Annotated in this window: 7 protein-coding genes; 1 reads left to right on the top strand and 6 read right to left on the bottom strand. The window is 53.5% G+C overall.

The features are described from left to right. Window positions 1-372 precede the first annotated feature (372 nt). From AUK29_09930 to AUK29_09955, 6 genes are all read right to left on the bottom strand, one after another. Window positions 373-1,311, bottom strand: a complete 939-nt coding sequence (locus tag AUK29_09930; GenBank protein OIP61620.1) for a hypothetical protein — start codon at window positions 1,309-1,311, stop codon at window positions 373-375. Between the two features lie 80 nt (window positions 1,312-1,391). After that, window positions 1,392-2,819 carry an aspartyl/glutamyl-tRNA amidotransferase subunit B gene (locus tag AUK29_09935; GenBank protein ID OIP61621.1) on the bottom strand — a complete coding sequence of 476 codons (1,428 nt, stop codon included), beginning with the start codon at window positions 2,817-2,819 and terminating at the stop codon, window positions 1,392-1,394. A gap of 59 nt (window positions 2,820-2,878) precedes the next feature. Then, complete coding sequence (locus tag AUK29_09940; GenBank protein ID OIP61622.1) at window positions 2,879-3,877, bottom strand: hypothetical protein; 999 nt, start codon at window positions 3,875-3,877, stop codon at window positions 2,879-2,881. Window positions 3,878-4,219: 342 nt separating this feature from the next. Beyond that, on the bottom strand, window positions 4,220-5,668 hold the full coding sequence (gene gatA, locus AUK29_09945; protein ID OIP61623.1) for an aspartyl/glutamyl-tRNA amidotransferase subunit A: 1,449 nt from the start codon (window positions 5,666-5,668) through the stop codon (window positions 4,220-4,222). 9 nt (window positions 5,669-5,677) lie between these two features. Continuing rightward, a complete protein-coding gene (locus AUK29_09950; GenBank protein OIP61624.1) occupies window positions 5,678-6,031 on the bottom strand; it encodes an aspartate 1-decarboxylase in 354 nt (117 codons plus the stop codon). 20 nt (window positions 6,032-6,051) lie between these two features. Then, the gene (locus AUK29_09955) at window positions 6,052-6,336 is read right to left on the bottom strand and encodes an asparaginyl/glutamyl-tRNA amidotransferase subunit C (GenBank protein OIP61625.1); all 285 of its coding nucleotides are present in this window, start codon (window positions 6,334-6,336) and stop codon (window positions 6,052-6,054) included. Between the two features lie 643 nt (window positions 6,337-6,979). Here AUK29_09955 and AUK29_09960 point away from each other — a divergent pair. Further along, complete coding sequence (locus AUK29_09960) at window positions 6,980-8,590, top strand: hypothetical protein (protein OIP61626.1); 1,611 nt, start codon at window positions 6,980-6,982, stop codon at window positions 8,588-8,590. Window positions 8,591-8,757: the final 167 nt, after the last annotated feature.

Here is an 8,757-nt window from a genome sequence, read left to right on the forward strand (position 1 = left end):
CATGGATCAGATCTTCCAGCTCAAGGATGAGATCCGTAGGCTTAAACAAGTCCAGCAGGAGATCCGGGAGCAGAAATAAATATCCTCCGGCAAAGCCGGAGGTATTACGATTGCCGGCCCCTCAAAGGGGCCTGATCGCAATCGGTTAAAAAACACCCTCCCCTCAATCCCCTCCCATCAAGGGAGGGGAAGCCCGCCGGCAGTTCCCTCGCCCCTTGTGGGAGAGGGCAAGGGTGAGGGGTAAAGCATTTCGATTAACTGCATACTCCCGGAATGGCCAAACTCTAAGAGTCCCCCGGCAGAGCCGGGGGTTTACCTAAGTGCTAATTACCCCATTCCCGACGACAGAGTGAAGAGAAGTAAGCAGCGCATTCACGAATCCGGGGGGTGACCGGATTCGTCCTCCCACATGTCTTCAAGCTCCCACTTCATGACCGTTTGTCTGGCCTGGCGCCTCTTGCGCATATAGACAACAAGGAACGAAACTGAGACCAGGAACCAGAGCGCAGCGGATGACGTGATGACCGGGATCCACGTATACCGAAGCCTGAGGTACCTGTGCCATCTCTGCTCCATCATGTAGAAACTGAGACCGAAGGCATCCTGCATGCACTGACTCAAGGTCTCCCCCTTTTTCAGGTTCAGGATCAATTGATGAAAGGCCTCCCGGCCTCGGCTGGACAGAAGATAGGAAACCATGGAAAAACTTTCGGCGTAGGCGGCCTCGGCCTCGTTGAATGCGATGGGGAATTCCTGGTTCAGAGAGGCGAGAGGGATGAAATTTTTTTTCAGTGTCACGGCTGTGATCACGGCCGTGGTCCTGAGCGTCCACTCCCTGGCCTCATACATGGCAAAACCCTCGTCCAGCCACCTCGGGATGCGGGCGCCGGCCAGGGCCTGATGCAGGACCAGGTGCGAGAGTTCATGACGGAGGGTCTTGACCGGGTCGATGGTCCCGTACAGGGCCGCATGGGGCGCCTTGAGAATCATGAGGTTCAACTCCGGGTAGGCCAGGCCCGCGGCCCATTCCGGGGCCTTGACCGGATGAGGCTGCCGGCTGAGGAAGGCCTCATGCGTATGTTCTATATAGATCTCTACTCCGGGACGGGGTTCAACACCGGCATCAGATACGATGTCGGCATAGATCTTTTCTGAAAGGCCTGCAAGATACCCGGCCAGTTTTTGATCCGGTGGAGAAAAATAAAAAACAAAGTGTTCCGTGGAGAGGGATTGAGATTCCTCAGCATGGACCGGAGCAAAGAACGCGAAGACAAAGAACCAGGCAAGGAGGAGGACGACGCGATTGATCACGAGAGCTCTTTTCTTTACCCGCCACTTTTTACAAAGGGGGGCGAGGGGGAATTGCTGTTCTGCCGGACAATATCCATGACCTACAGCCTTTCTTTGAGGAGCTGGTTCACCAGGGCGGGACTGGCCTTTCCCCTGGAAGCCTTCATGACCTGTCCCACCAGGAATCCGAAGACCTTCTCCTGGCCGCTTCGATACGATTCGACCTGAGGGGCGTAATCCGTGAGGACCTGGTCGATGATTCTGATGATCTCTGTCTCGTCGGTGACCTGGATCAGGTTCTTCTTTTTGACAATCTGTTCAGGTCTCTTTCCGGTCCGGTACATCTCCTCGAAGACCGTTTTTGCGATCTTGCCGCTGATGGTCTTTTGTTCGATCATCCGGATCATCCCCGCCAGCATCTCGGGTGTCACCGGGCATGCCCTGATTCCTCGCTCATCCCCCTTCATTTCACGGAGGAGCTCTCCCATGATCCAGTTTGAAACCGTCTTCGGGGATTGTGCCAATTGGTTGCAGGCTTCGAAATAGTCTGCAAGTTCCCTGGATCCGGTCAGGATCTCCGCATCGTACACGGGGAGGTCATATTCCTTGATAAAGCGGTTCATCTTTGCATCCGGAAGTTCCGGAAGGGCGCATCGTATCTCCTCGATCCAGGCCTTATCCACATGCAGAGGGACCAGGTCAGGTTCGGGGAAATAGCGGTAGTCGTGGGCCTCTTCCTTGCCCCGCATGGAAATGGAGATGCCTCGGTCCGCATCCCAGAGGCGGGTCTCCTGCACAATGGCGCCCCCCTGGTCCAGGATCCGGGCCTGCCTCTTGATCTCGTATTCGAGGGCCTTCTGCACATGCTTGAAGGAGTTCATGTTTTTGGTCTCGGTCCGGATGCCGTATGCCTTTTGACCCGCAGGTCGGAGCGAGATGTTGGCGTCGCACCGGAGAGAGCCCTCCTCCATGTTCCCGTCGCAGACATCAATATAGCGGAGGATGCTTCGGAGCTTCCGCATGTAGGCCGCCGCTTCCTCGGGGCTTCGGATATCAGGCTCGCTCACGATCTCCATGAGCGGCACACCGGTCCGGTTCAGGTCCACGTAACTGCATGGGTTGCCGTGCTCGCCATGGATATTTTTTCCGGCGTCCTCTTCCATGTGGATCCTCGTAATCCCGATCCGTCTTTCTGTCCCGTGGAGATCGATGGTGAGAAAGCCGTGCTCGCAGAGCGGAAGTTCGTATTGTGAGATCTGGTATCCCTTGGGGAGGTCCGGATAGAAATAATTTTTTCTCGCAAAACGGGAGATCGGGTTGATCTTGCAGTTCAACGCCAGGCCGGTCCGCAGGGCGAAGTTCACGACCTCCCGGTTCAGGACCGGAAGCACACCGGGCATGCCGAGGCAGACCGGGCAGGTATGGTGGTTCGGAGGCCCTCCGAATTCCGTGCTGCAATGGCAGAAGATCTTGGTCCGGGTCTTGAGCTGTGCGTGAACCTCCAGGCCGATGACGGTTTCAAATTCCATGCTTTCTTCTCTTATAACACTTGTGTTGAGGTGTTGAAATTCTAAATCCTACCGATGTATTAATAGTCATTCATTGCATTCCAGTATTTTTCAATTTGCCAGAAACCTGCTTCGTCGTCAAGGATACTTCGCAACTTGTTCACCACATCGAAATACTCCTCCTCCGTGAGGTTCGTCCACTTCACTTGGGCGAGGTTTCCTAGTATTGGGTTTTCCTTAGCGATTTCTTGCAATAGAATGTGATCAATAGGCGGATGGGCTACTCGCGCCAGAGGAGAAGTTGGATCTTCACCAATTATCACCGTCACCTTCAAGTAGATAGCCACCAATTTCGCTGCGCGGCCATAAGTAATATCTGAAACGCCCGCATCCAAAAGATTTTTGATTATCTTGCGGCACAAACTTTTGTGCCAAACATCAAATTCCTCGGGCACTACATTTGCACTCATCAAGCTATAGATTGCGTCTCTGATATTGCTATCTTCCAAAGCTATTCCTAATATACTGTTCTTTGCGCCACGAAAGCCTCTTTGGATAGCACGAGCAGCTGCCCAAATCGCAAAGTTATGTTTGTGAGTCTCTAGTGTGTATGGTATTTGATCTGCCCCACCCACTGAATCAAGTAATTCTTGAAATGGCATGTCACCGCTTGCTCGTCCATGTTCGAGGGCATCTCGCACCGTTTCCACATCTGTAGCATTAACAATGATGCGCCATTTAATTCCCCTTTTTTCCCTATTCCATTCCAAAAGATTAATCTCCTCAAGTACAACGCCCAAGTAACTCGATCCCTGAGCGTGAGTGCTATCACCTGGTTTAAGATCATAAATTGCAGTTCCAAATCCGCGGATTTCTATGCCTTTGTACATTTTCTCAACATTGTTAGCAAGCGGAATCCAGCCTTTTCCAAATTCCTTGAATAGATTAGTCAACACTGTCGCGATTTCTTCAGAGGAATACTCGTGCTCAATTCCGTCTTCGTTTGCAATACGCAGTAGTCCGCGTTGGTAAGACCATTCAAAACTCTTGGCTTTTCCACCATGCGTTCGAGATGTCATTGTCGGCCCTTTTTTTAGATAAGATATCTACACAGTGATACTGCACACTGGTTGTAGCATCATGATTTTCGACAGTCAAATCATATAAATCGGCTTTCTGCGACTTACATGGAACCTGTAAAACAAAACCGCCCGCGCGATCGACAATCACACGATATCTAAATCCTAAACAAGTTCAAAATTCTAAATTCCAATGACCCAAACGTTCGGTCATGTTCTGTCTTGAGTTTTAGATTTCGGTCCTTTGATATTGTTTAGTATTTCGAATTTCGGATTTAGAATTTGTGAATCCTTTCTCTTATCATTTATCATTGTCTTCTCACATCCAATCGTACCAGACGATTATAATTCGGGTTGCCTCTTGTGCCAGTCGGTCTGCTGCTCGTAGGCGTAGGCGGTCCTGAGAACCGCTTCCTCATCAAAGTGACGCCCCAGGACCTGAAGCCCGATGGGAAGTCCCGAGGAATCCAATCCGCAGGGGATGGAGATCCCCGGAATGCCGGCCAGGTTCACAGAGATGGTAAAGATGTCCGAGAGGTACATCTGGAGCGGGTCGTTGATCTTCTCTCCGATCCTGAAGGCCGTGGTCGGGGAGGTCGGTGTGATCAGGACGTCGCAGGTTTGAAACGCCTGATCGAAATCATTCTTGATCAGGGTCCTCACCTGCTGGGCCTTGCGGTAATAGGCGTCGTAGTACCCCGAGGAGAGGACGTAGGTCCCGAGCATGATCCGTCTCTTGACCTCCGGGCCGAAACCCTGGGCCCGTGTCTTCATGTACATCTCCATGAGATCCGCTGAATCGTCGGTCCGGTAGCCGTACTTGACCCCGTCGTAGCGCGCCAGGTTTGAAGAGGCCTCGGCCGTGGCCAGGATATAATAGGTCGCAATGGCATAGCCGGCATGGGGGAGCGAGACCTCCTTGATGACCGCCCCCCTCCCTTCAAGCAGCGCAAGGGCGGCTCGGACGGCATCCTCCACCTCCGGCTGAATGCCCTCTACAAAATACTCTGCGGGCACGCCGATGGTCAGGCCTCGAATCTCCCCGGTGAGGGCTGATGTGAAGTCGGGCGCCGGGACCTTGACCGATGTGGAATCCCGGGGGTCATGCCCTGAGATCGCGTTCAGGAGCAGGGCGCAGTCCGTCACGTCCTTGGTGATGGGGCCGATCTGGTCCAGGGAGGAGGCAAAGGCCACCAGGCCGTACCGGGAGACGCGGCCGTAGGTAGGTTTCATCCCCACCACGCCGCAGTGGGCCGCGGGCTGTCGGATGGATCCCCCCGTATCGGAGCCCAGGGCTGCGATGCACTCGTCTGCGGCCACGGCCGCGGCCGAGCCCCCGCTTGAACCTCCGGGGATCCGCTTTAGGTCCCATGGATTTCTCGTCACGCCCATGTACGATGTCTCCGTGGAGGAACCCATGGCGAACTCGTCCATGTTGGTCTTTCCGATCAGGACTGCTCCTGCCCGATACAGCCGTTCCACCACCGTGGCATCGTAGGGAGGGATGAAATTCAAAAGTATCCTCGATGAGCAGGCGGACCTGATCCCCCGTGTGGTCATGTTGTCCTTGACTGCAACGGGGATGCCGGAAAGGGGACCCGCCTCTTGCCGGCGATCCGAAGAAGGACTTTTGGTTTCGGGAGGTCTCTCCGGTATCGTCACATAGGCATGGACCCGCTCCTCGACTTCACGGATCCTCTGTTTTAAGGAGTCCATGAGATCACCGGAGGTGATTCGGCCTCTTCTCATTTCATCGGAGGCTTCATGAATGGTCAGTTCATAGAGGTTCATGGCATGGCATCACTTACGGATGATCCGGTTTTTCCGGTCCACGTAGACGATCCTGGGTGAATGGGCTGAAATTTCTTCCGGCGCCAGATAGACATACTGGAAGATGATGATGAGATCTCCCTTGGCCGCCTTGTGCGCCGCGGCCCCGTTGATGCAGATGGCGCCGCTGTCCACGGGCCCGGGGATCACATAGGTCTCAAACCGCTCCCCGTTCCTGAGATTCGCGATTTTCAACTGCTCAAAGGGGAGAATCCCGGCCTCCTGCATCAGGGCCTCATCAATGGTGATGCTCCCCTCATAGTCCATGTTGGTCGCAGTCACCGTTGCACGATGGATCTTGGACTTGAGGATCTTACGCAGCATGGTACGGACTCACTCCTTGTTCAGATAATCCGGGGGACCTTGAAGAAATCATCCTCTTTGTCCGGGGCATTGGCCAGGGCATCCTCCACAGGGATCGAATCCCCGACCTGATCCTCCCGAACCACGTTCCCCGTCTCAATCACATGAGACGTCGGCTCCACGTCTTTCGTATCCAGTTCATTGAGCTTGTCCATATACATCAGGATCGCATCAAGCTGGCCGGTGAACTGCTCGATCTCTGTTTCGGAAAGATTCAGCCGGGCCAGCAGGGCCACATGCTCGACTTCTTGTCTTGTAATCTTCATAAAAGCACCCAATTTTAAAAAAATAATATAGCATAATGCCTATAGCAGGAACAACAGCAAAATGAAGCCCCATCCCATTGCGTTCGCATTTCTCCTTTTCCCTCTGAATTTTGCCTTCTGTCCCAAACTTCCCCATGTCCCAAACTTCCCCTTGCATCTCCCCTGAATTTATAATATCTTTCCACTTGTAAAGCCTCTCTGGTAGAAGCTTAAACGTATCGTATCGCAGCCGCCATGAACGGGAGACCAGCCCATGCCTTTTGATTCTTGCAAGGAAAATATCCGGTGAAACAGGTCATTATCAAAAACCCTGTCATCTGGTGAATTAGGTAACAACGTAACGAGGACTTACTTGCCTTCATTGTGATAATCAAAGTATGAAAGGAAGTCAAAGGCCTATTAAGGTTCTCATAATTATGAAAACATCAAATAAGAATTTCGCCTGCCCCCTTTTTTCAAGCGGGGAAACGCAAGGTAGACAATCTTTTTGATCTTTCTCCTAACCATTCTCCTCCCCTTTGTAAGGGGAGGTCAGGTGGGGTAGGAAAAATGCAGATCTACCTCTTCTTCCCCCTCCTTACAAAGGAGGGGAACCGAGGGGGGGATTTTGTATAAGACATAAGGGGACATCAAGAAGGGCTTCGTGTACAAGCGCGTGCCGCACGTAACGCTCAAGTCCATTGCGAACAACCCGGACATCAAAGAGGGGATGAGCCGCGAGGAAATCGACGCTGCTATTGCTCGGCATGCGGATACTGAGACGCTTTATGATCAACCGTACGAAGACAACAAGCGCATCCGCGTGACAGGGCCTTTCACTGTTGTGAGTCTTTCGCCTCACAGAACGCTGGCGCCGGAAGGCAAATCCCCCCAACCCCTCTTTGGCAAAGGGGGGCAGAGGAGGGATTCGAGCATAGGTGTACATGGAGATTTTATTCACATGATCCTCGACAATCTTAAAAAAGCGGGCGTTCAGAACACGGTCAAGAATGAGCGATTGAATTTCGACAGGCTGGAACCCTATGCGGGTGAGTGGCTGCACTTTGCCGGGGAATATACGGAGTATCCCCCTCACCCCGGCCCTCTCCCACGGAGGGGAGAGGGAATTACGAAGCGGGTTGCGGTCTGCCTGGGGCCGGAGCACGGGACTGTCGGGCCGGAGCTGATCAAGGAAGCGGCCAAGGAGGCGCTTCGGGGCGTAGGGTTCGATCTTCTCGTTGTCTGCGGCTTTGCCTTTGATGCTCATGCCGGAGAGACAGCCAGGCAGTTTACACCGACCCCCCTCAATCCCCCCTTACGAAGGGGGGAAGATAAGGGGGGTGGACAGATCATAGCCGAAGAAGAGAAGCACTATGGGAAATTGCCGATCCTGCTTGCGCGCATGAATCCTGACCTGACCATGGGAGAGGATCTTCTGAAGAAGACCGGCGCAGGAAACCTCTTCATGGTCTTCGGCGAACCGGATATTGCAGTGAGCAGTGGGCTGTGGTTAGTGAGCAGCAATGGAAGAAAGGTGGTGCAGCTTGACTTCGCTCAAGAATTATCGGGACTTGCAGGTTTGGCAGAAATCAATCGAATGGGTGGAAGCGATTTACAACGCTTCAAAGAACTTTCCGCAGGACGAGCGGTTCGGTCTGACCAGTCAAGTCAGGCGAGCGGCAGTATCGGTCGCAGCGAACATAGCCGAGGGCGCGGAAAGGACATCAACAGGGGAATTCCTTCAGTTTCTGGGGATAGCGAGGGGATCTCCGGCGGAAGTGGAAACGCTGCTGATTTTGGCGGAGCGTCTCGGGCTTCTGCGGACGGAACAACGGGACACTCTGCTCGCACAGGCGTCGGAGATCGGGAAAATGCTCGTAGGGTTGCAGCGCTCACTGCGATCCAAGCACTGACGCCATCTGATTTTCCGCTGCACACTGCCCACTGCGCACAGGCCACTATCTTCGGCGTTGACGTGTACGACCCGACCACGGGCCAGATACGGAGTTCTTCAACGGATGACATCGCCTGCTGGTTCATAGACACGGACTACAACGGCGAGAGCTTCTTTGTCCGTCATGCCTACTTCACCGGCGCTGATGAGCCCTACGAGAAGCTTAAACGGGCGCTTCGCTCCGAAGTGGACGAGGCCGCCTGGTCCATGCTTTACTCCACCATGAGTCAGCCCTTCGACCCACCCGCGACCGGCAAGATCGCCGTGAAGGTCATTAATCACTATGGGGATGAAGTGCTGAAGGTCTATGAGGTGAAGTGATGTCGGCAAAACGCACTATAAACGATACTGAAGAGCTGGCTGCCCGTATTTTGGACTTTTTTGAAAAGAAGAATATTGACGTGGCCGTTCGGCGTGACCGTTATGGCGTATCGATCATTGAGCGAACGGGTGGACACCCTGTCGCAAGATTCAAGATATGCGGAAAG

This window comes from Nitrospirae bacterium CG2_30_53_67, assembly GCA_001873285.1.
GTDB lineage: Bacteria > CG2-30-53-67 > CG2-30-53-67 > CG2-30-53-67 > CG2-30-53-67 > CG2-30-53-67.